This is a genomic window from Marseilla massiliensis, from assembly GCF_016899955.1.
GTDB lineage: Bacteria > Bacteroidota > Bacteroidia > Bacteroidales > Bacteroidaceae > Prevotella > Prevotella intestinigallinarum.
Genome location: NZ_JACJJL010000039.1, coordinates 1 through 20,805, shown reverse-complemented (window position 1 = coordinate 20,805; position 20,805 = coordinate 1). Strand labels below are relative to the sequence as shown.

The 20,805-nt window shown below is 50.1% G+C and carries 20 protein-coding genes and 1 pseudogene; 2 read left to right on the top strand and 19 right to left on the bottom strand.

What is annotated here, in order from left to right; translation table 11 throughout:
* Nucleotides 1-118 precede the first annotated feature (118 nt).
* Together H6B30_RS14935 and dnaN are read right to left on the bottom strand one after the other, a co-directional pair.
* Complete coding sequence (locus tag H6B30_RS14935; RefSeq protein ID WP_087249255.1) at nucleotides 119-697, bottom strand: hypothetical protein; 579 nt, start codon at nucleotides 695-697, stop codon at nucleotides 119-121.
* Between the two features lie 77 nt (nucleotides 698-774).
* Nucleotides 775-1,896 (bottom strand): DNA polymerase III subunit beta, encoded by a 1,122-nt coding sequence (dnaN, locus tag H6B30_RS14930; RefSeq protein WP_205111993.1) that lies wholly within the window; start codon nucleotides 1,894-1,896, stop codon nucleotides 775-777.
* 408 nt (nucleotides 1,897-2,304) lie between these two features.
* Here dnaN and H6B30_RS14925 point away from each other — a divergent pair, with 408 nt between their 5' ends.
* Entirely contained in the window at nucleotides 2,305-2,478 is a 174-nt protein-coding gene (locus H6B30_RS14925) for a hypothetical protein (RefSeq protein WP_162614389.1), read from the top strand.
* A gap of 472 nt (nucleotides 2,479-2,950) precedes the next feature.
* On the opposite strand, the gene H6B30_RS14920 is transcribed toward H6B30_RS14925, so the two are convergent.
* The 7 genes from H6B30_RS14920 to H6B30_RS14890 form a co-directional block, all read right to left on the bottom strand.
* Complete coding sequence (locus H6B30_RS14920) at nucleotides 2,951-4,417, bottom strand: OmpA family protein (protein WP_205111991.1); 1,467 nt, start codon at nucleotides 4,415-4,417, stop codon at nucleotides 2,951-2,953.
* Between the two features lie 173 nt (nucleotides 4,418-4,590).
* The gene (gene mobV / locus H6B30_RS14915) at nucleotides 4,591-6,051 is read right to left on the bottom strand and encodes a MobV family relaxase (protein ID WP_205111989.1); all 1,461 of its coding nucleotides are present in this window, start codon (nucleotides 6,049-6,051) and stop codon (nucleotides 4,591-4,593) included.
* 221 nt (nucleotides 6,052-6,272) lie between these two features.
* Nucleotides 6,273-7,115, bottom strand: coding sequence for a hypothetical protein (locus tag H6B30_RS14910; RefSeq protein WP_205111987.1), 843 nt, complete (start codon nucleotides 7,113-7,115; stop codon nucleotides 6,273-6,275).
* Nucleotides 7,116-7,215: 100 nt separating this feature from the next.
* On the bottom strand, nucleotides 7,216-7,707 hold the full coding sequence (locus H6B30_RS14905) for a hypothetical protein (protein ID WP_087249265.1): 492 nt from the start codon (nucleotides 7,705-7,707) through the stop codon (nucleotides 7,216-7,218).
* Between the two features lie 18 nt (nucleotides 7,708-7,725).
* Complete coding sequence (locus H6B30_RS14900) at nucleotides 7,726-8,076, bottom strand: hypothetical protein (RefSeq protein WP_087249267.1); 351 nt, start codon at nucleotides 8,074-8,076, stop codon at nucleotides 7,726-7,728.
* Nucleotides 8,073-8,525, bottom strand: a complete 453-nt coding sequence (locus tag H6B30_RS14895; RefSeq protein WP_205111985.1) for a hypothetical protein — start codon at nucleotides 8,523-8,525, stop codon at nucleotides 8,073-8,075. The genes H6B30_RS14900 and H6B30_RS14895 overlap by 4 nt, the downstream gene beginning before the upstream one ends.
* A gap of 47 nt (nucleotides 8,526-8,572) precedes the next feature.
* Entirely contained in the window at nucleotides 8,573-9,676 is a 1,104-nt protein-coding gene (locus tag H6B30_RS14890; RefSeq protein WP_239484149.1) for a hypothetical protein, read from the bottom strand.
* Nucleotides 9,677-10,057: 381 nt separating this feature from the next.
* On the opposite strand from H6B30_RS14890, the gene H6B30_RS14885 reads away from it, so the two are divergent.
* Nucleotides 10,058-10,660, top strand: a complete 603-nt coding sequence (locus H6B30_RS14885; RefSeq protein WP_087249293.1) for a recombinase family protein — start codon at nucleotides 10,058-10,060, stop codon at nucleotides 10,658-10,660.
* An 83-nt stretch (nucleotides 10,661-10,743) separates the two neighbouring features.
* On the opposite strand, the gene H6B30_RS14880 is transcribed toward H6B30_RS14885, so the two are convergent.
* The 10 genes and pseudogenes from H6B30_RS14880 to H6B30_RS14835 all read right to left on the bottom strand — a co-directional run.
* Complete coding sequence (locus tag H6B30_RS14880; RefSeq protein WP_140406908.1) at nucleotides 10,744-11,088, bottom strand: hypothetical protein; 345 nt, start codon at nucleotides 11,086-11,088, stop codon at nucleotides 10,744-10,746.
* A gap of 11 nt (nucleotides 11,089-11,099) precedes the next feature.
* Nucleotides 11,100-11,453, bottom strand: coding sequence for a hypothetical protein (locus H6B30_RS14875; RefSeq protein ID WP_205111983.1), 354 nt, complete (start codon nucleotides 11,451-11,453; stop codon nucleotides 11,100-11,102).
* A 17-nt stretch (nucleotides 11,454-11,470) separates the two neighbouring features.
* On the bottom strand, nucleotides 11,471-11,797 hold the full coding sequence (locus H6B30_RS14870; RefSeq protein WP_087249279.1) for a hypothetical protein: 327 nt from the start codon (nucleotides 11,795-11,797) through the stop codon (nucleotides 11,471-11,473).
* Entirely contained in the window at nucleotides 11,794-12,036 is a 243-nt protein-coding gene (locus tag H6B30_RS14865; protein ID WP_087249281.1) for a hypothetical protein, read from the bottom strand. The genes H6B30_RS14870 and H6B30_RS14865 overlap by 4 nt, the downstream gene beginning before the upstream one ends.
* Before the next feature lie 11 nt (nucleotides 12,037-12,047).
* Nucleotides 12,048-12,335, bottom strand: a complete 288-nt coding sequence (locus H6B30_RS14860; protein ID WP_018667469.1) for a hypothetical protein — start codon at nucleotides 12,333-12,335, stop codon at nucleotides 12,048-12,050.
* A gap of 407 nt (nucleotides 12,336-12,742) precedes the next feature.
* Complete coding sequence (locus H6B30_RS14855) at nucleotides 12,743-13,012, bottom strand: hypothetical protein (RefSeq protein WP_205111981.1); 270 nt, start codon at nucleotides 13,010-13,012, stop codon at nucleotides 12,743-12,745.
* Between the two features lie 21 nt (nucleotides 13,013-13,033).
* On the bottom strand, nucleotides 13,034-13,522 hold the full coding sequence (locus tag H6B30_RS14850) for an SLOG family protein (protein ID WP_205111979.1): 489 nt from the start codon (nucleotides 13,520-13,522) through the stop codon (nucleotides 13,034-13,036).
* A complete protein-coding gene (locus tag H6B30_RS14845) occupies nucleotides 13,519-14,082 on the bottom strand; it encodes a ribonucleotide-diphosphate reductase subunit alpha (protein WP_439116973.1) in 564 nt (187 codons plus the stop codon). The genes H6B30_RS14850 and H6B30_RS14845 overlap by 4 nt, the downstream gene beginning before the upstream one ends.
* 756 nt (nucleotides 14,083-14,838) lie before the next feature.
* Entirely contained in the window at nucleotides 14,839-19,845 is a 5,007-nt protein-coding gene (locus tag H6B30_RS14840) for a helicase-like domain-containing protein (RefSeq protein ID WP_205111975.1), read from the bottom strand.
* A 636-nt stretch (nucleotides 19,846-20,481) separates the two neighbouring features.
* Nucleotides 20,482-20,703: pseudogene (locus H6B30_RS14835) on the bottom strand (PcfJ domain-containing protein); the annotation flags it as partial.
* Between the last annotated feature and the right edge of the window lie 102 nt (nucleotides 20,704-20,805).

The following is a 20,805-nucleotide window of genomic DNA, read 5'->3' as shown; positions in this document are numbered from 1 at the left end:
ATAGCGTTTTTTGATATTTTATTAATAATCAGCAGCTAAAATATGACACTTCGCATAATATAACACTTTGCATAATGGGAAATCGGCAGGGCTTCCCATAAGCTGTCCTTGCGGCTCATCACACCACATTGTATTGGTACAGGTAGCAGTAATTGTCCGTCCCTGCCGATTTCCACTGTCGGTTGAGGTCGCCCAAGTCCTTTTCGGAGCAGATGGCGCAACCGCACATTCTCGACACCCAGTCAAGGGTTTTCTCCAAGCAGGGGAAATATTCGGTCACGTACCCGTCATCGGGAAAGTGCGCATCCACGGCGTACCTGTCCTTGAAATAGCGGCCCTCGCTGTCGTTGGTCTCGTAAAAGTCCATCATCGGTTCTTCGGAAATGTAATAGTAAGTCAAGGAGGGGAACTTCTCGCAGATGAAGTCGTAGGTCTCGATGCAGGGCGCCCATGCGGTTTCCGTTTCCATGCGCAAGACATTCCCCTGGCATTGCAAGGACATCCATGACCCACGGCAATAGGTATTCTCCCACTTGCCGCCCAAGGCTTCGACAAGGCAACCCAACCAGTTTGTGCCAAAACCGTTTTCAACCAATGGAGTTTTGCGCCTTTCCAACTTTTTCATCGTTTGGTAAAGGGTCTTGATTTCTTGCTTGTCACCCTCGAATACGAGGGCTGTTGAACACCAATTAGGCATGATTGTAAATGATTTTAGTTATACATTATGTTTGGATGGGGTACATGGCGTTAGGAACACCCTATACCTTTTGTCGTTCACTCAGGCAACATCATCGGCATCAGCAGAGCCAAGTGTTCCGACTGCACATCGCTTGAAACGGGTTCGATGATGGCGGCACGGCAGGCTTCGCTCATGAGGAAACGCACTTCGGCTGTATCCATGTTCTCCAATATCATCTTGAGGTTCTCTGCGTGGAAAGCGATATGGACTTCATCGCCTTGGTAAGTACAGAACACGGTTTCTTCGGCCGATGTGGCATTGTCAAAATCATGCCCTGTGAGGAGCAAGGCCATGCCCGAAAAGGACAACACAAGCTGGCGGCTCGTCCTTTCCGCGAATACGCCTACGCGACGGATGGCAGACAACAGGGCTTGGCGGTCGATGGTAGCTTCCTTGTTGCTGTTGGTGGGAACAATGGCATTGTAGTTGGGGTATGTTCCCTCTATCAGCCGTGTGCTGAAACTGTCCGTGTCGGTCTTGAACACAATGTTCCGCCCGTTGTATTCCACTTCCACGCTACCCTCCTTTTTATGCAACAACAACTTGACAATCTTTGCTGCCTTAGCCGACAAGACGAAACGGCAATCATCCGCATTTCCTGCCAAGGGATAGGTGTTGCGCACCAACTTATGCCCATCGGATGCGGCACACTCCAACTTACCATCGGAAATAGTGTAGTTTATCCCTGTCATCACGGGGCGCAAGGCATCGTAAGAAACGGCAAAGAGCGATTGGTCAATGGAATTGCACAATGTGGCTGCGTCCATGTCGAAACGAATGTCACTCTCGTTTTGCATCATGGGATATTCATCGCTGCCAAACCCTGCCATGCCGTAATGCCCGTTCAAATAGTGGATGGTCACACTTTTGTCCTTATCGTCAATGGTAAAGGTAATCGGTTGTTCGGGCAGGTTCCTCACTGCGTCCAACAAGGTGGATGCCGTGATGCACACTTTGCCTGCTCCCTCCTGTCCTGTGATATCCAGCGAGCCGTGCCATACACATTCCAGGTCGGAGGCGGTCACTTCCAGCGGTGCGTCCTCTTTCACTTCCAGCAAGAACGTGGAAAGGATGGGCAGTGCCGGTTTGTTGTTCATTACTTTGGCCATTGTAGCCAGTTTGTTTGCCATTGCGGTTGATGATACTGTAAATTTCATAATGAGAATGTTTTTGTTTCCCCTGCTTTCGGGCTGTTTGCCCTTGCCCGGAGGAAGTTATTTTTCGGTGCAGGATGAGCCGTCCGCCTATGACGCAAACTTTTTGGCAGGAATACGCTTTGGACAAAGGAGAAAGGAAGATTCCTGTCATCGGGAACAACCGCTTAGTACAGCCTTTGTCCCAAAAGTTTTCGGCATCAACAGCGGGCGACTGAACTTCGCACCCGAAAATACGCCCGGCGGCAAGGGTATGGCGCGAGTGGTAAAAAGTCTGTATAATCGGATGACTGTCTGTATATAAAAGGATGGCAAAGTGGAAGTGTTGATTTGACATTTTCTTGAAAACCCGTTCCACAAAATATCGGTTTTATTATTTTTGCAGTCATTTATGCAGGCAAATAAGAGTATATGGAACGGTTTATCATCATAGTGTTGCTCATTCTGATACTGTCACTTACATGGTATTGGAGAAGAAAGCTGGGCGAAGCCTATTGTGCCGCCGCCCAATATGAGCCTACTTTGGAACTGCGCAGGGAGTTCAGCCGCAAGGCTGTGTTGGCGGGCAATCAGGAAGCGAGGTAGATTTTCCCCATCACCGTTGCGAGGTTTGCTGCCGACCATCAGCCACCCAAAAGTGTTCAAAAGGAAGAAAATCCCATGCGTATTCACGGACTATTACTTCCAGTCAAGGTACAACCCATACCTAAGCGAAGCACAAAAATAGTTCTGCCAATCCTTGATCATCCATACCAACGTCGTAAACGGGTATCTATGATGAAGAGTCGGAAGACATTGATTAGACGCCTGACAGGACGATTATTTATGTGAACAGCATGATTAACTTGTGGTATGGCAAAAGGAATGGGAAGTATGTAGTGGTAAAAAAGGAAGTCTTGCCGTTAGATCCGGAGAGCGACAAACCATGCAGCGACGACTTGTCGGAATTTGACTTGCGGATATAGAACAGGCCGACTTTCACAAGCCGGCCTGCCCTTAAAACAGTGGTTCGATTTGATCGTGAATCCCCCTGTCAAGAATAGAACAAAACAAAAACCTAATCAGTCGTGTTCGTTACAGGAAACAACAGCCTTACACAAGCATTGCGGTTGGCTTCTACGGGCTTGTAATCGTCGATACCACCGGCTGAAACAGTTTCTATCCTGTCGGCATCCACGCCACGCTTTCGCAACTGTCCGGCCATGTATGCGGCACGTCTTTGAGACAAGCCGTTGTTGATGGCATCGTTGCCTGTCGCACTGTCTGCCGCACCGATGATTTGGACGCGCAGCCCGTGCTTTTGGGCAATCCGGGCGATGCCGTCCAAATTGACCAACTGCGAATAGTCAGTAAGCCTGTCGGTGTCCAGCACGAAGAAGAAATAGATGGGCGGGCCGATATATCTACCGTCCACAGGCAAGGATGAAACAATGGAATCGTTGCCTTGAAACGAACCATCACTTCTATAATTGGAAACCTCGCCGTATGCCATATAAACTGTGTCCTTGCTGTGGATAAAAGTGCTGTCGCCTTTATGTGTGTCCATGTCTGCTTGGGCATCGCGCAGCCTTGCACGAAGCGAGTTCAATCCGCTGTAATCATTCTTGGGATAGCCGGTAGACAAGCCTTTGCCATCACGTCTATCTTTTATCGAAGAAAGCCTGTCCGCATACTTGTCAAGCAGTCCTTCCAACTTCAATATCTTCTCCAATTCGGCAATGATGCGGATGCTCATGCCATTCTTCTGCCTGAACCGTTCATTCTCACCGCGCAAGCTGTGGACATAATCGGTTAACCGCTCGTTACGCTTGATGTAAGGGGAGGCATTAACCACGCGCTTCCAACCTCTCTTGCCGATTGTGTAAGAGAATCCGGCGGTCAGCGACAACATACGGTCGCCCCACCTGTTGCCTGCGCCCATGCCGTCAAAGTCCTTGAAGGTGGTGGCGCAACCAAGTTCAGCGGTGAGGTGCAGGTGGTCGGTCAGACGGTATCGTCCTTGCACCCCGTAAGAAACGGCAAAGGGTTGCCGGTCGAGTTCGTCATTATGCAGGATACCCAAGCCGACGTAAGGAACCAAGTCCCAACGGAAATCCTCTTTGGGACATGAGAGGCCCGACAATACATTCCACATCAAGTCGGCATGGAGATGCTGGAAGTTTCTTGATTCAAACAGGGCATCCTTGAACTGCAAACCTTGGAAGGCAGCTCTCACACCTATGGCAGGCGTGAACCACTTGCCCGCAGAAACGGACAATGCTGGTCTCGTGCGGTCAAAGATGTCACCGCAGCCAAGCGGCGAACCGACAAAAGCCGACACACCGCCGGACACGTTCACGAACCAGTTTCCACGCCAAGGAGAAACCTCCACGACATTCTCCAAATAGATCGGCTCCAACGGTTTCAGCCATTCCTCCCATTGTGGTAGGATCTCCCATCGGATAGTATCCGTCATGGGAACATTGTACGCCCTTGCCATGAGCGGCAGGGACAATACGGATAGCAATAAAAATCTTCTTATCATATTATCAGCATATTTGTTTTCGACTTACAAAAGAAATGATTCGCCACGTCTGCAAAGAGGCTTTCTTCCTCTTTCAACTCCCGCTTAACAAGAATTTCAGTCACGGCGATTTACCATACTGTCAATCATACTATAAGTCAGATATAAGTGATGACAAAAAGTCTCTTGGCCTGTCATTTCCTGCGGACGTTCTTGCCTCCTTTGGGCTTCATCATCCGGCTTGCCTGTATCAGGCAGCGTCTTGCCCAGGCCCGGTCGTCCTCGTCCTCTTTCCGTCCCCAAGGCAGGTCATTGTCACCACCTCCACCGCCGTGGCTTTCGGCAAATGTCGTGGCCAAGTCCACATAGTTCGCAAAGAGGTAGATGGCACATTTGAAGATGTCCTCGCCACGTTCGGCCACATCTTTCAGCAGCGTGCCGTCGAACAGATTTTGTCCTTCGCCGTCCAATGCTGGAAGCAATGACTTGAACTCGTTCAGTATGTCGCCCAACAGCGCATCGGCCAGCCGGTAGCGCACCTGATGTTCCAAGTCGTAGGTCGCAGCTTTGAGGTCTCGCCGGTATTCAACCGCACGTTCACGTGTTTCTTCCTCTATCTGTCTAAGTTCGGAAAGTTGTCTGTTCGCTTCTTCCAATTTGCCGTGTTTGTCGGTGAGATTATCAAGCACTTTCTGCAAGTCAAGGTCGAGTTTGCTTATCTTCTTGCGCAATTCCTCCGAATCGCCACGGCTCGCTTTCAATTTTTCCGCAAGGGCTTCCATCTCGGCAATCATCTGCTTCTTTTTCTCCTCTAAGTTGACGGTCATCGTGCCCAGTCCTTTCACCCGTTTCTCGGCAAAACGGATGTCGGCAAGCAACTCGCCGAGCAACTTCCTGTTGTTCTCAACCTGTTCCTCCAGGGTCGTACATTCCTCGCTCAACGCACGGCGGTATTCCTCCGTGGTCCGGTGTTTCGCACCGCTTAAGGCGATGCTCGTGCCTCGTTTCATGCCCCACTTCTCGTTCACCTTGGCGAACTCGTCATGATAGAAATAGAAACGTTGTTTGGAGTCGTATTTGTTGCCTCCGAAAACCTTGTTGTAGGAAATCCTGCCGCGTGGATCCATCGGTATCACGGAGCAGTGCACATGGGGGTTCAGCTCGTCAAGGTGTACATAGAAACCGACGACGTTATCTTCGCCCCAGTGTTCGCATGCAAACCTGTACACGTCCTGCGCCCAACGCTCTATGTCCTTGTTGCGACAGATATGAGAGTTGTCCGCCCCGTGCGTGAAGTTCACTCTCTGGTTGCCGAAGGCGAGCTGGTGCATCCGCTCCCTCGAACCGCCGAAGATGATGTTGGCTACAGTGCGGAACCCCGGCTCGGAGAGTCCCTCGTTGGGATCCTTGATGCCACGGGATTGCAGGGATTCCGCCATGCGTTGCCCGATAGACTTGGACTTATCCACGGGCACAACTTTCCCGCCCTTGACTATTTCAAAGTTGAGCCGTTCGCGGGTGCGGTCATAATTGCCGTGCCTCGTCGCCCATTCCCAACCTCTTTCCGTCCAGTTGCGCTGGTGCTCGTTGCTCTGGCCATCGCTCATGCCCTTTCCGGGCCTGATGTCAAATACCTGTTTGATGCTTTCTGCCATATAATCCGGTCGTTTTTTACAGCTTGCTGCCGCCCCCGGCGGTTCCTGCATTTTGCCCCTTTAAGGGCAAAGTGCGTATTAGGCTACGCAGGCAGAGCCTGTCTTCGTGGGCAAGCCCTGTCGTCAGGGTCGGAGGTCAAGACCTCCGTTAATACCCATCCCGTCTGTCGGGATACCATGCACTTGGTTTGACGAAACTCAGCGCGGGGGAAGCAAGACGTTTAAACTTGGTTATCTGTTCCACCTGTGGACTTGGTTCCCTCGTGCGGTTTAAGTCCGTTATGGGGCTTTTCTTGCGTTATAAAGGGAAGATAATACTGCAGAATGATGTCGGCCGTTTCTTCGCCGCTACAAGTGGCTTGCGCTTTCAGTGGGGTCTCAGCCTCAATGAGCCGCAGTCCGGCAAGCGTCAGCCGCTGAAGGAAACACGCAAGGTCTTTGCCGCATTCTTCCATGAACAGCCGTTCAAGGGCTTCATTCACCCGTGTGTTGGCTGGAATGATGCCTGTGCGGTGGAGGATGGTATGGGCTATCAGCTTATGCAGACGTTCGCCTGTGGATGCTTGCCGGTCGAAGCGTTTGCCTGTCGGTTCGGTTACGAACAGCTTGTCAGTTTCGGTTATGAAGTGTACAAGCATTTCCACCCATTCTTCAATGGTGAGGTATCCACACAGCCAGCGGTTCAAGAGCAGTTCCTCCTCCGACAACAAAGGGGTATTTATGTGTCCGTCTTCTGGCAATACACAAGTCATCGAGAGGATGAAATACCCACTGCGTCCTGTAACCTTGGCGACTTCCGATAATTCCAATTCGGTGAGGAATTTGCGCACCGTGTTACGATGCCAGTTCCAATGCTTGGCAAGCCCGCTGACCGTCAATGCCACCTGCCCTTGTGGCAAAGGCTTGGCGATGGCAGGGAACTCTTTCTTGTCCTTAGTGGAGAGGTCTAACAAGTTGCGGAACGCCGCCAGTTTCGAGTGCTTCTCGTTCGATTCGGGATTGAGGAATGCAAGCAATCCGCTGTCAATTAGGATGCGGCATCTTGCCGCTTTTTCTTCTTTCATTCTTGGGGCTGTTTTAAGCGTTATTCTGTTCAATTGAGTAAAAATGGAATGGCAGGGGAAGGACTTACATGTAAGTAATGATTCCGACAGCCTAAGTTCCTTATGACCATTTATAATAGGTGTCTACAATGCTATGAGGAAACTCCAAATAGTCATCCAACGTGTCAGGAAATGTGTTACGAGCCACCTGCGAGGGATAAAACACGGTGCCGAATACGACTGTGGCCAACGTAATGCCAAGGGGCAGCATATGCGGTACGAAGAGCAGGATTACCGCTGCCATTGCCGCCCAGGAAAGGTGATGCTTCCGTTGCAGGAAGTCAAACGCCCGTTCCGTGTTTTTGTGGGAATACAGGGCCAAACAGGCAATGGATGACAAGGCCAGTTCATGGACATTCCCAAAGAAATTCAGATGGTAGAAGTGGAACACCATGAGGGTGGCGAGCATTCCTAGCGTATAGCATCTGCGGAAGCTGCGCCTCCAAGCCATGCGCAAATAAAACTGGAGCATGGCAGGGCGTTTGCTCTTGTAGAGAAACGGCACGGCGGCATATGCAAGGATGTAAAGCATATAAAGGATTGGAATAATCATTATCTTGTGGTTTAAGGGTTACAGTTCAAGTTCCAAGTTGATGAGTTTGTGCGAGGCGAGGTGGATGATGTCCTCCGCGTCCTGCATGGAAAGCGTGCCCAGCCTGCAGCGTTCCTTGAAGCCCGGCCGCCGTTTGAGCGAGTTCACCGCACGGTCAAGACGGTATTCGGGAATATCCCACACATGCCCTTTGGGGTATGCGCCATGTGCCGTCCGTGCCACCAAGGAAAGCACCCTGCAACGGACGGGGTGCAGCCCTCCGCCGGAGTGCAGCATGAAGTTGCACTCACGGTCTGTATCCAGCACGTCCACCCAAGTGCGGCATTCATGGATGGTGGCGGCGAGTTGCCTGTACAGGACTTCCTTCATAGGCAGATGAAGTCTTTGAGCAGTTCCTCTTCCTTGACGGCGTACAGGAGTTTGCCGCCATTCGCCACTCTCGCAAGCTCCTCGCGGAGTTCGCTGCCCATCACTTCCAATGAATCGTAGAGGGTCACATAGAGCGTATCACACTCGATGCGGTCGTCGGCTTGCGCGTTCAACTTGTGCATGTGGCCGAAGCGGGGATTGGAGTAAGCACAGCACCGCTGGCCGAACGGGGTGTCTTTGCTCGGCACATGGTGGTAAAGGAGTTCCAGCTCCATCTGGTCCTCCAGCTCGTCGATAAGTTCCTCGATGGGATAAACTTTGGGCAGGCGGAAAGTGAGCAAGGCGTAATCCTCGTACACCTCCGCCCCTTGGAAAAGGCTTTGTGAAACCAACGCCGGCATCTGCAAGGATGCCAACGTTATAAAACGGTCAATTTGTTCTTTCTGCATATAGTCGTAGTATGTTTGATTAGTTTCGGAATCGTTGGGGACAAGATTTATTCATATCCCAAGATGAATGTTTTGATCAGCAGCGCGGGTAACCCGTCGGCATCCAGCGGGAGATCCGACTCTTCCAATTTGTCCAAAGCCTTGGGTGTCATTTCCGCAAGCTTTTCCATTGTCCGCATCTGTTCCTCGTCCATGAGTGCGTAAGCAAAGCCGTCCAATGAAATCCACGGTTGAAGAATCATCCACAGGTAGGCTGTAGCCTGCCCGTTATCAACCCGATGTAAACGGTGCAGACTCTCCAGACAGGCTTCCGCATTTTGCAACAACCGTCTGTTGTTACGCATCGCCAGCAGTATGACAACTTCTGATTTACCGAACACGGGATATTCATCGGCTGACAGGCTGATAATTCCGTGCATCACCTCGCCCGTTTTCTTTGTAATATCGTCAAGCGGTATGTTGCCAGTGCTCAATGTTGATAGATGGAGAAGAAACGAGCGGAAAGCCACATCCTCATTTCGTAGGAAGTCAATGGCATCATGCTTGGTGCGGATGCCTTTAGCAAGTGAGCCATCCAGCAATCGGTTGTATTTGCCGATGACCTCTTTCGCGCTTCCTTTCAAAGGAGCGGCTGTACCGGCATCGTGGTAGAACAGATGAACGGAAGCCACTAACTTTTGAGACACTGAATCCATCTCTATGTCATTCAATCCTCGCACCACGGCAAGGTAGTCGGAATAGCTCCACTTTCGGCTGTCAATCAAGCGAGACATTTGAAATTTGATGGAATCCCCAATGGAAATATGCCTGGCATCGGCATGGGCAGTCGTGTCATTTTCCAAGGTTGCCGAAACGGCAGTCTTCAATTTGCGCCATTCCTGTACCAGTGATATAAGTTCTTCCACGTTCAAGGCCTTTTTTGACTTGATTATCGTGAACAATTCGTTATAAGAGACCAAGGCATCGCCTATTGAACTGGGGGAATCATTGGAAACAGGTTGGCAACTTGCCAGCAATGTTGCCATAAAAGACAAAATGAAGATTAAAGTATGATTTTTTAGAGTCGGAAAGACATGGCATTTTCCACTCATAAAGTGCAGAAATTTTGTTGGCCATTTGGTGGCTGGTTCATCCGATAGTATCCGTTTCATCTTGGCAAATTTGATTTTGACGGTGCAAAATTATACCTTGCAGGCCATAATACCATATCTCTCCTACAACATTATCCATTCTTAGAAAATCATACTCCAAGTATGGTTTTTGTATTTGTCTGTCAGCCAGTTAGTGGCTAAAATGTGCTATAAAAAAGGAAATGATTGCGAGAACAGGAATTTATGGAATTACAGCTATTCAAACGTAAATAATCGGCCCGGACATTTGCCACAACAAACAGGCAACACCCAAACTGGACAAAGAGCCAAACAGGTGACATATGAAAAGAGAATTAAATTGGAAATTCAGCTTGGAGATGCAGGTTTTATCCTGCAAAAATCATACTTTTGCAGTCAGAATTAAATTTGGACTTAAACTATATGGCTAAGATTGGTTACATGCCGTATCTTCCCAAGTATGCGGAGGGAGCGGCTGATAGGAAGTGGATGGAGGATTTCGGCTGTGAGAACATCGTGGAAGAACAGCCGGTTGAAGGAGCGTACCGCTTGGGGTGGGACAGACTTTTGGCAAACATTGGCAAAGGCGACACGTTGGTCATATCTAAATTCGCCCATGTTGTCAAGGGAGCAAGGCAGTTGTCATTCTTTTTGGAACTCTGCCGGATAAAATCCGTGCGCCTTGTTTCCTTGCATGACGGCATTGATTCAGGCAATGAACTGTTCCCGGAAACCAAAGTGTCTGATGTATTGAGTATGGTGGCCAAGCTGCCCGAAGAAGCCAACGCCGTGCGCAAGATGGTTTCCAAACCGGGCAGGCTGACAAAAGGGATTAAAGTGCTTTCACAGGCTGCATACGGTCGAATGGAAAGGAAGAAACTGGTGGTAAACATGTACAAATGCGGCTATACCATCGAGGACATTTGGAAATCCAGCGGTTTCCGAAGCCGCAGTTCCATCTTCCGCGTATTGAAGGATGCTGGAGTGGAGTTGAAACGTTCCCGAAACAAGATGAAAGACAACTAAAACAGGGGTTAGAAAAGATTTTATAAAAGGACTGTGCGCAAGTGTGATGGGACACCCATTGGCATCCCATCCACTCAGAAAAGTCAAGCGGTCTGCTTTTGCCGCGCCAAGGTGTTTCGGACGGCATCGTTCACTTGCATCAGCCAAATGTGGCTACCGCATGGAAGTTGCTGTTCGTCCAAGATAAAGGGCAGGGAATGGTCTGCCACTTGTACTTTCAACCGTTCTCCGTCAAAGCTAAGCCCTGTTAGCGTTCTGCTGCGTGTGCGACCGTCTTCGTCAGTCCAACCCATGCGGATATCACCGCCCAATGGCACGGATTGGAGTTGCCCCTCTTGAATTGTTTGCTTGACGGCTTGCAGGGCGTTGTGCTTCATGCTGTCAAGGACAGCCCCGATGGATTGGGGCGTAGATGTTCTTGTAATCATAAGTTGTCCGTTTATGAAAAACATTCCTTCCAAAGAAACCGTTGATACTCGGCTTCGTCCTTGTCCCGCTCGATGGCTTCATCAATGACACGGCCAAGTTCATCGAAATACACTTCCTCGCCGATGCACTCTGTGCCGGAATAGTTCTGCAAATAAACCTCGTAGTAGTCCAATGCGTTGTAAGCGATGATGACATTGCCACTGAACAACCGTCCTTGCACATGGAATTTAAGGGCTGCCATGCCCTTGTATTCCGTTGCCACAAAATTTTCGATGCCCCATGAACGAATGACATTCAACGGGGTCATGCCCACCAGTTGGTCTTTGATGGTATTCGCCATCTGCAATACAAAATCTTTATCCATATTCAATTTTATTATGATTAGTCAAAATTTTCTTCTTCCTCGATGATTACATGGACGCTCCTTTTGCCATAGATGCGCCAGAATGCTTGCACTATGATGTCAAACAGTCTGTCGCTTTCCGTGTACCCAATGTCCAGCTCCTTCGTCCAATAGTCGAAGCTGAAATCAGCCGTTTCGCCCGAATAACGGTCAGCCGTGTTGTAAACCGTTACATCCACATAGTCGGTCGTGCCACTTTGTAGGCTTACCAAATGCCCATAATAACAGAACTCCATGTTGTTGGAGGGGCTGGTGGTAATTTTCTCCGCCAGCCTGCGAATGTAATTGTATCTTTTCCTGTTCATAGCGGCACCATTTCATCAATTCCTACCGTAAACCCATAGCCGTCCTCCGTGCGGAACTCATACAGCCGTTCAAGGTCGTGAAGCACTTCGCCTTTGCCGAAATTCTCTATTGCTCCCTCTATCTCCACATTCATGGCGGCTTTCGCACGTTCAAGGGTGGCATACAAGGCATGGCAGTCTGACACGCAGTCATTTTGTTCAATCAAGGTGTAAACCAGATACACAGCGTTCTTTTCCATAGTCCAATGTTTTAGATGTGTGGGATATAATGTCCGTTCTCTTCCAAGTAAGCCACGATGTCTTTTGCTTCCTCATGCGATGCACGGTTGCGGTCATCATACCGCCTTTTGTCATCGGCTATCACCACCAGGCACTCCTTCAATAGCTTATAGAGTTTTTGCTGCAAAGTCGGGTGCATCAGTGGGATGGAGGCGGCAAAGGTTGCATAGTCAAAGCCGTAGTCGTTCAACGCATTTTCCACCTGCATGGCAAGGCGGTACTCTTTCGTTTCTTTGAGGTTGTCAAATTTCTTGTTCATATCCGTAGATGTTTAAGTGAAACTTTTCCCTTTCATCGGCTCCTTTCCCCGAAGCCTGTTTGGGATTTACGGATGCTTGGTCCGGACATCGGTCCTGCTTCACCTGACGCTTTTTCTTGCCGAATACGCTCCGCAGGAGGAAGATTCCGCAAGAAATCCATTTCAAAGCGTGACAGGTCAAGCGCGATGCCCGACATTCGCAGCCGGAAAGCCAAACAGTGAGGGACAAGAGCGAAATGCCATGCAGACAGGTATAAAAGGAGCAGTGGTTGGCTATGAGAAGATAAGGGAATTAGGCAAGTATAACAGGGATAAAACCGGGTAAAGCAAGTGCTATAAGTGGAACCGGGCTGGGTAGTCCATGCAGGGAGGCCGTACTCCGACCTCTCCCACATGGATTTTCTTTGTCAGAACCATTCGAGATTATCCCTCCTTAGCTCCTCCACCAGCTCTTTGTCGGGCAAGGCAAGGGTACGCTCATCGGTGAAGAAAAAAATCTCATCGTAGATGTCCGATGCTTCCTTACTGGCAAATCCCTCGTTCTCGTCCTCGAAACTGCCGGGGTGCAAAGCATCAAGCAGGGCTGTGCTGCCTATAATCAGATATTCGCCTTGGTTGTCTTTCACCATGCGGCATGGGTACTCCACACCGCCAAATTCAATATTCGCTGTAATCATACGTTTGTATGGTTAAATGGGTTAGTATAAATTGGTTATCTCCAAATTCATGCGCTTTGCCCTGCGGCAAGTATAGAACGTGCCGCCTTTCGGCTCGCCATTGTAGTAGGCGATGATGTGGCTAGCTCGCTCCAGCATATAGTCGTTACGCCGAAGGAAACAGCCGTCAAAGTAAGTTTCGCTCAAGCATACCATATCGTCAGCCTTGCCAAGAATGGAACGATACCTCTCTTTGTCCGCAGGGTTGAACTTGCAGGATTGCCCACGGAAAGGAATGACGGCTGTCAGCCGGATGTCGGGATAGTCGGCTTTCATCGCCAACAGTGTTTCAGCCGCAAGCATGTCAAAGCCTGCCGCCATGCCGCAAAGGAAGTGGCGGATGCCCGAATGGTAGCAACCCGTGATTGCCCTTTCAAGATTGGTTTTCAACTGCTGTCTGTCCTTGTAGCGGATAAAACGGTGTCCTGTGAACGCTGCCGTCTTTGTAATGTCTGTCCGTATCATCATCATACCTTGTAGAATGTCTTTGCCAAGAACAAACCGCCCAACACGTTTGCCCCACACGCTTCCAAGTTGTCGGCTGTGGTGGCATAGGATATGCCTTTGGTGATGATGTCGTCAAAGAGCAACACATCTTTGCCCTTGAAGAAATCAGTGTCATAGTCTGCCATTTGTGCCGTCCGAGCCTCGGTTTCGTCCTTTCGGTGTTCGTGTACTGCCAACCGTCCTGCCGACACCTGCATATGGGGATAGCCGTTGATGGCATGGGTGAGTTCGCATACCCTTTCCGAAAAACGCTTGTAGCGCAGTTCGTTCTTTTCTGCCGTGGACGCTGGCACACACGAAAACACGATGCTTGTAATCCGACTGCCGAAAAGTTCTTGCAAGTGTCTGGCAGTCATTTGGGCTACTTGCTCGTATGCCCGTCCGTCCTTGAAATCCCAAATGGTCTGCCGGTCAGCCTTTTGCTGCTCACCCACGTTCTTGATGCGTACAGGATAGTATTTCATCAGCCACACCATTATTTTGTTCGCCTGTCCTATTATGTTTTTGTCCATCGCCATTAATATTGAGGGTTTAACTTCTTTCCCTGTCTTCGGCTTCCTTACAAGCCTGCATCGGGGTTATTTTTCTGCCCCGTCAATGGGCAAAGGACAACCGGCAAATCCGGTGGTGGAAATACGCTTTCAGTGCAGCGGAAAGGAAGATTTCCACCAACCACCCGTGGCGGCTTGCCGGATTTGCAAGGATTGGACACGGCCTGTTAGTTTTGCAGGAAAATAATCCGAAGCAGGTGCAGAAACCGCAATGGCATCAGACAAGTATAAAAGGTGGAGCGTTTTGTAAAAGGGATTCGTCGATAAAACTGGACTATAACAGTATTCCGGCTTGGGTGGGTCAAACAAACCCTGCTAGGCAGACAAAAGAGGACGCTTGTTGGGCGGGGGACAGGCATACGAGGTTGTTTCAGCAAGGCTGAAGTTCCCGTGTGCCTGCCAAGGACAACGTGCGTCCGTCTGTCCTCCTTGTGTGGGTCTGTCCAATGGACAGACGTGCGCAAGAACAGGCTTCCGCTGATTATTCCGGGTCGGGAAACCGAATATGCTTGGTATAAAGGAAGATGGCAAAGTCCATATAAAAGGCAGGGAAAATACAAGTGGCGGAAACCGCAGGTATAAATTGCTTTGGGCAGCTATATATAATAGGTATAGGGCAGCTTGTCTCCCGTCGGCTTGGGCTGCCAACAAAGACAAGCTCTGGCAAATGGGAAAATCCCCTGCCGTGTTTCTCAACAAAGCAGGGGAAAGTGTCAAATATGAAGTTGGCTATGCCGCCGGTACTGCCACTGGCTCGGTGCCTGGTGTCGGTACGGTTGGGCGTTCCGCTTCTTCAAGGGTGCGGTTGATGCGCTCCTCCAATTCCTTACACTCCTGTTTGAGCCGTTTCAGTTCTTCTTCCTTGCTCCAACGCCGTGCCATCACTTGTCGCAAGGTGGTGATTTCTTCCTCCAAATGTTTTTGCCGCTCGGCTTGGCGTTCCATTAGCTTGGGTATGTTTTCCAAAGTGGTCTGTGGGAACACCGCAGCCGCCGCAAAACTTGGTGGCAATGAGCCGGACATGCCGCACTTGTATTTCAAGCCGCTCTTGCCCTCCACGAAAAACGTGTTGCGGTCAAAGCTGCCGTCAAGACGGTACTCGCTGCGCACCAACAGCCGTAAGCCATTGTAACTGCCAACGGACGTAAAGTCGCCACGGTGTTTCCTTGAAATTGAATGCAAGGCTCGTCCTGTTTCTTCGGCTGTCAGTTGGGCATTGCCGTTTACCTCAATGCTGCAATCCTCCTTACGGGTGTTGAAATACTCCCAATCTTCTGTCATGCGCCCGATGTTGCGCTTGCAGTTGTCAATCTCTTGACGGTTGCTCTCCGCCTTACGTTCCGCACGGTAACGTTCCTTGTTGCAAACTGCCTGTTCCTTTTCCAACTGCATAATCTTGTTGTCGAGCTTCGCCTTGTCCAAAAGGTCGGTGTTGCCCGAAAGGATGGCCACGAACTCGGCAAAATTCATGCCTGTGTCCTCGTCCATACCGTCCTCGTCTATGCGGCGCACGGCTATCGTGCCGTTGTTGATTTGGTTGATGAAAAGCTGCTTGTTGCGCAAGAGGTTGAACTTGTAGGCATCCAAGGTCTTTTCCGTGCCGTAGATGATGATGTCAACCACGTTGCCGCCCCACTGCTTCACGGTATTGCCTTTGCGTACCGCCCGACCGTTGCGTTGCTCCAAATCGGCCGGCCTCCAGGGTACCTCCAAATGATGCACCGCCACTGCCCTCTGTTGGGCATTCACACCTGTGCCGAGCATGGAGGTAGAACCGAACAGCACACGGATAGTGCCGTTGTTCATGCCCTCAAAAATCTTCTTCCTTGCCTTTTCGGTCTTGGCGGTTTGGATGAATTGTATCTCATTGGCCGGAACACCCATTGCAACCAACTTGTCCTTGATGTCTTGGCAAACATTCCACTCATTAGGCTTGTAAGTGGAAAGGTCGCTGAAAACGAACTGTGTACCACGGTGAGCGTTTGATTTCACATAATACTCATAGATGGTCTGTGCGCAGCGTGAGGCTTTGTTGGCAGGGTCATCGCAGAACTGGTCACTCAACAGACGCATATCCAACGCCATCTTCCTTGCCACGTTAGTAGCAATCAGCATCTTTGCCTTGTCCATGTGTTCGGGCGCAGGGGCTTCCAAGCCCAAATCCGACCATTCACCGCTGTTGGCAAAACGTACCAACCGTTCTATCATCGCCTCCTGTTCCATGGTCGGTTTGTCCGAAAGGAAACGCACGTTCTTGTCGGGGATATCAAGATTTATCATTTCTGCCGTGCGGTAATCCGTGATTTCACGCAGGAAAGCCGTCAATTCCGGCACTTTGATGTAGGTACGGAAACGCTCTTTGCGTTTGATAGAACCTGTCACGTTCAACTCGTAGTCAGTCGTTTTCTTAGTAAATATAGCAGCCCATGCGTCAAAGCAACTCACACGCTGCTTGGCAAGCTCTTTCGGGCGCAGGTACTTGAAAAGCACGTACAATTCGGTCAAAGCATTTACGACCACCGTACCCGACAGGAACGTAGCCCCCAAGTCCTTTCCTGTGCGTTCTTGTATGTCACGGATGGCAATCAGCAGGTTCATAGCACGCTGTGAACCTTGGTTGTTGCCGATGCCCGCAACCCTCGTGTGGCGTGTCTGGAACATCAAGTTCTTGAAGTAGTGCGACTCATCTACAAATATGTGGTCTATGCCCATCGTATGAAAGTCTATGCCTCCGTCTTTCTTCTCCTCAATGCGTGTTTTCAACGACAGGAGGTTTGCCGACAGGTTCTCTTGCCGCTTCTCCAACGCTTTCTGCATACGGCGGTTGCGCCACCCCATGCCGCTTTCTTCCAGCACCTGCAAGGAGCGTTCCACATCGTCAAGTTCCTGTTGCATGATGCCGAACATTGTTTCTTCCGACTGCGGTATCTTTGCGAACTGGTCATGCGTCAGAATGATGCAGTCCCAATTATTGTTCTTGATTTTGCTGAAAAGTTCCTCACGGTTGGCAGGGGTGAAGTCCTCCTTGCCGGGATAGAGCAACTTTGCCGATGGGTAAGCCTTGCGGAAACAGTCGGCTATTTCATGCACGTTGGCTTTCAGCCCTATTATCAAAGGCTTCTGTACCAACCCCAAGCGTTTCATTTCGTATGCCGCCACGCACATCACCATTGTTTTACCTGCGCCTACCTCATGCCAGCACACACCGCCGCCATTCTGCTTAATCATCCAGATGGCGTCTTTCTGCGAGGGGTATAAGTCATCGTAAGGGAACTGTGCAAAGGAAAGGCGGGGGAATGTTTGCGCCGAACCGTCATAGGACGGACGCACATAACAGTTGAAACGCTCGTTGTAGAGCCTTACCAACTCGTCACGGACGGCGATAGGCTGGCTGTCAAGCCAAGCGTTGAACTTGCCCCTTATCTCCTGTATCTTGGTTGCCACCTCCTGCATGGCTTCTTCATCGGGTACTTTCACCCATTCACCGCCACGCATCACCTCTTTTTTTATTTCGGGTATGGTGTCATGCAGGGCATGGGCAAACAGTTTCTCGCCTGTGTAACTGTGCGAGGCATAGATGTTGTATGCGGCAGGGGAATATCCATGTAAGGAAATAACATAGGTGTCGTTCACGTCAAAGTACACCACATCGACCTTGACATCAAACAGGTATTCGGCAAAGTCGGCATAGACTTCTGTCGGAATCCACCGCTCGCCCATGTTGAAGTCAAGCTCCTCATAAGGTATCAGTTCGGGCGTGACCTCTTCCAACGCCCTTACCGTCTTTTCAGTCCAAGCCCTTGCCTGTCCTGCAAGGCTATGGATATGTCCGGCGAACGCTTTGCATTTCTCCACCACGTTACCTGCAAGTATGCGCCCCTTTTCTTCCCATGCGCTGGTTTCAGGGTTGTAGAACATTTCGCCCTCCAACGCCTCTATCACCTCGCTCTCGCTGCATCCTGTCGATTGCGCAAGGTAAACCATATCCACCCTGCCGTAATAGTTCAAGCTGCTTGCCAACGCTTCCATCGGGGCAAGGCGTACCGATGTGTCTATTTTCTTGAAAGCCACAGGCTCGCGCATGATGTCGGATTTCATCACCTCGCCACGCACTTGCATTTCGATGGAATACACCTCAAAGCCCAAGCTGTCAAGCGTCATCATTTCTTTGTTGCCGTCCGTGTGGAAATTGCCCCACTTGGTCACAAACGCATCGTATGTCTTGTTCAGCCGTTCACGGAGCAAGGGTTGTTCTTCCCTTGTTTCCGCTTCGCTTTCCGACAACTCGAAGTAAGCCTTTCGCACGGGAAGGTAGTCCTTTGCCCGTTCCATGTCCGCACCGTTGACTTTTATCGGGTTAAACCATGCGGTCATTTCGGAAAAACGGTCGGTTCTTCTGCTTTGTATAGTGCCAAGTTGCCCCTCGAACAGCACCAATGCACCGTCTTTCATCCAACCGGGCATTTCGTCCGTGTAGGGTCGTTTGCCAGTGTTTGGCTTGTACTGTGCCGCTGCCGTGGCTTCCCCGAAAAGGTCAAAGAGGGATAGCATCGCTCCCTGCTGCGGCTGCGCTTGCTTTTGCCCACCAAACAGGAAGGGCTTGAAATAGTGGGTGAAATTGGCTCTCAATATCTCGGCAAGCCGTTGGTGTATGGCTTCTTCTGTGCCGTTCCACTCGTACTTGCGCACCAACTTGCCGAATTGGTTTGTGCCGATGGCCGTGCCTGTGGACAACGTGCTTTGTGGTAAGGAGAATGCCTTGTTTGCGTGTTCTGTTTCCAGCCCCTGCGATGTGCGCTCCCTGCACGTTTCCAAGAACAGGCGTTCCCTTGTGGTGAGGTTTTGCTTGTGGCTGTCCTTTTGCAAGATGATAAGGTCGCTGCCTACCTCGATGCCGCCGGTCTGCATGAAAAGCGTGTCGGGCAAGCGCAGGGCGGTGATGATATGGGCGTGATGCACCAGATAGTCACGCACAAAGCGATTGGATGGGCTGTCAGCCACGCCCCTTGACGTGATGAAAGCCAGCAAGCCGCCCTCATTTAACAGTTCCATCGCCTTGATGAAGAAATAGTTGTGAATGGCTTTAAGGGATTGTTTGTAAGGCGTTCCCCTGCGTTCAAAGTCCGCATCGAACACGTTTATCGTGCCGAAAGGTATGTTGGACGCTATCACATCGAATGAGCCGTGTTCCAACTCCTGTGCGCCAATGGTTTCAAAGCCGTCAACAATCACCCTTGCATCGGGGTGCAAGGCTGAAAGCACAAGCCCTGTCGCCAAGTCCTTTTCAAACGCTGCCTTGTAAGTGTCGGACATAGAAACTGGCAGGAAGCCACCAATTCCTGCGGATGGTTCAAGAAAGGATTTCATTAACAAACCGTTGGCTTGGAACGTGGCTTGTATTTGGTCGGTCACCGCCTCTATGAGAAATTTCGGGGTATAGAAAGCGGTAAGGACGGATGCCTTTATGCTATCCACAAGCTCCCTGTATAGTGTTTCGTCGTCTTGTGCTATGGCTTGCAATACGCACACAAGATGGTCTAAAGTCTGTTTCATCTTGTCGGACATGGGGGCATTTGTTCCTAAATCCAATACTTCCTTGATGCCCCCAAATCCCGAATACAGGGAGAGGGTTTCACGTTCGGCTGCTGTCGCCGTCCTTTTCTCGTTCCGCACCCGATAGGCTGTTTCGATAGCTGCTGTGTTCGCCGCCAATGCTTGCAATTTGTTGTAGTTCATATTCTTCATATTTGACAGATTTTGTTCTTTCCCCTGCTATCGGCCATATTTCGATGGCTCTTGTAGGTTATTTTTCTGCCTCCGGAATGGGGCGGAATGGCTTTTCGGCAAATCGGACGGCAGAAATACGCTTGGAGTGAAGCCCCAAGGAAGATTTCTGCCAAGGCCGGTTTGCAACGGCAAGCCACGCCACATTTATTTTGCAGCAAAATAACCTGCAGGGCATCGATTGGCAGGATGACAAAAAGATGAAAGGGTAGAAAAGGAGATATACTACCCTAAAACAGTATATGTTAAGTGGAATATAAAAGGGATATAACAGGCTCGGCTTGCAAAAAAAGAACTGACGGGTTGCCGGGCAAACTAAAGGGGAACTCGCCATTTCCTTGACAGCGGACTTGTACGCCGGCAGGAAAGGGTGTGTTCACGTTTGCCCATGCCGCAGAAGCCTCGCCGCCGTTTACAGCGGCATGGCCTGCGGCACAGCCCGTCATACCTGTGATATAGGGCAAGCCGTGGGTATCAAAGATGGATATAAGTGGGATGGGCTTTTATAAAAGGGATGTAACAGGAGAAGGCAGGGAGGCAGGGCACACCGGGAATATTCCCGATATGCCTTACCTTACCCAATGGTGATTAAGCACTAATCTGCTTCCTAATCAAGTTCATATTGCTGTTTACAAGGTTGACGATGCGCTCGTGGTATTCTGTGTTTTTGTTGCATAAGCCACGGCTTTGTACCACGCATAATCTTTCCAAGTCAACCTCCACAGTTTCAATACGTTTCCCATCAATGGTAGCCGATAATATCAGCGAGTTCTCCTTGCGGTAGTATGCGTTGGCATATACACAATGGTGCTTATGTTCAGCTTTGCATAAGCACCATTATGCAAAGTGTTATATTATGCGAAGTGTCATATTTTAGCTGCTGATTATTAATAAAATATCAAAAAACGCTAT

Bases quoted from the DNA above. Each gene is read 5' to 3' on its own strand.
- H6B30_RS14935 (WP_087249255.1), bottom strand. From the start codon at position 697: ATGCCTAATTGGTGTTCAACAGCCCTCGTATTCGAGGGTGACAAGCAA.
- dnaN (WP_205111993.1), bottom strand. From the start codon at position 1,896: ATGAAATTTACAGTATCATCAACCGCAATGGCAAACAAACTGGCTACA.
- H6B30_RS14925 (WP_162614389.1), top strand. From the start codon at position 2,305: ATGGAACGGTTTATCATCATAGTGTTGCTCATTCTGATACTGTCACTT.
- H6B30_RS14920 (WP_205111991.1), bottom strand. From the start codon at position 4,417: ATGATAAGAAGATTTTTATTGCTATCCGTATTGTCCCTGCCGCTCATG.
- mobV (WP_205111989.1), bottom strand. From the start codon at position 6,051: ATGGCAGAAAGCATCAAACAGGTATTTGACATCAGGCCCGGAAAGGGC.
- H6B30_RS14910 (WP_205111987.1), bottom strand. From the start codon at position 7,115: ATGAAAGAAGAAAAAGCGGCAAGATGCCGCATCCTAATTGACAGCGGA.
- H6B30_RS14905 (WP_087249265.1), bottom strand. From the start codon at position 7,707: ATGATTATTCCAATCCTTTATATGCTTTACATCCTTGCATATGCCGCC.
- H6B30_RS14900 (WP_087249267.1), bottom strand. From the start codon at position 8,076: ATGAAGGAAGTCCTGTACAGGCAACTCGCCGCCACCATCCATGAATGC.
- H6B30_RS14895 (WP_205111985.1), bottom strand. From the start codon at position 8,525: ATGCAGAAAGAACAAATTGACCGTTTTATAACGTTGGCATCCTTGCAG.
- H6B30_RS14890 (WP_239484149.1), bottom strand. From the start codon at position 9,676: ATGAAACGGATACTATCGGATGAACCAGCCACCAAATGGCCAACAAAA.
- H6B30_RS14885 (WP_087249293.1), top strand. From the start codon at position 10,058: ATGGCTAAGATTGGTTACATGCCGTATCTTCCCAAGTATGCGGAGGGA.
- H6B30_RS14880 (WP_140406908.1), bottom strand. From the start codon at position 11,088: ATGATTACAAGAACATCTACGCCCCAATCCATCGGGGCTGTCCTTGAC.
- H6B30_RS14875 (WP_205111983.1), bottom strand. From the start codon at position 11,453: ATGGATAAAGATTTTGTATTGCAGATGGCGAATACCATCAAAGACCAA.
- H6B30_RS14870 (WP_087249279.1), bottom strand. From the start codon at position 11,797: ATGAACAGGAAAAGATACAATTACATTCGCAGGCTGGCGGAGAAAATT.
- H6B30_RS14865 (WP_087249281.1), bottom strand. From the start codon at position 12,036: ATGGAAAAGAACGCTGTGTATCTGGTTTACACCTTGATTGAACAAAAT.
- H6B30_RS14860 (WP_018667469.1), bottom strand. From the start codon at position 12,335: ATGAACAAGAAATTTGACAACCTCAAAGAAACGAAAGAGTACCGCCTT.
- H6B30_RS14855 (WP_205111981.1), bottom strand. From the start codon at position 13,012: ATGATTACAGCGAATATTGAATTTGGCGGTGTGGAGTACCCATGCCGC.
- H6B30_RS14850 (WP_205111979.1), bottom strand. From the start codon at position 13,522: ATGATGATGATACGGACAGACATTACAAAGACGGCAGCGTTCACAGGA.
- H6B30_RS14840 (WP_205111975.1), bottom strand. From the start codon at position 19,845: ATGAACTACAACAAATTGCAAGCATTGGCGGCGAACACAGCAGCTATC.